The following is a 336-nucleotide window of genomic DNA, read 5'->3' as shown; positions in this document are numbered from 1 at the left end:
TGAACTTAAATAATTGGGGTTGTGTTGTTCTTTTAAAATATGTTCTTTGGTATAAACACTTCGCATATACCAACCAACTTCATTAATATTTTCACACAGCATTTTTACAATAGCTGTTGCCCAACTTCCACCACCAAAAACCGCATATTTTAAAGGCTTTTCCATAAAAAGTTTGTCTTTTTTAGCTGTTCAAAAGTACATAAAATTATTAAAGGCAAAAGCAGCTTAATGTATTAATAACATTTTTTTGGCACAGGTTTTGAAAACCAATTACATGTAAACCCTAAAATAACGAGATTATGAAGACTGTAAAATTACTTTTAAGCTTTGTTTTAA

Annotated in this window: 1 pseudogene; it reads right to left on the bottom strand. The window is 28.9% G+C overall.

The features are described from left to right. Positions 1-165: pseudogene (locus tag FUA24_RS24465) on the bottom strand (NAD(P)H-dependent glycerol-3-phosphate dehydrogenase); the annotation flags it as partial. Between the last annotated feature and the right edge of the window lie 171 nt (positions 166-336).

The sequence above is a fragment of the Seonamhaeicola marinus genome, from assembly GCF_008085455.1.
Note: the sequence above shows the minus strand (reverse complement) of the source record. Positions and strands in the feature narration are given on the sequence as shown.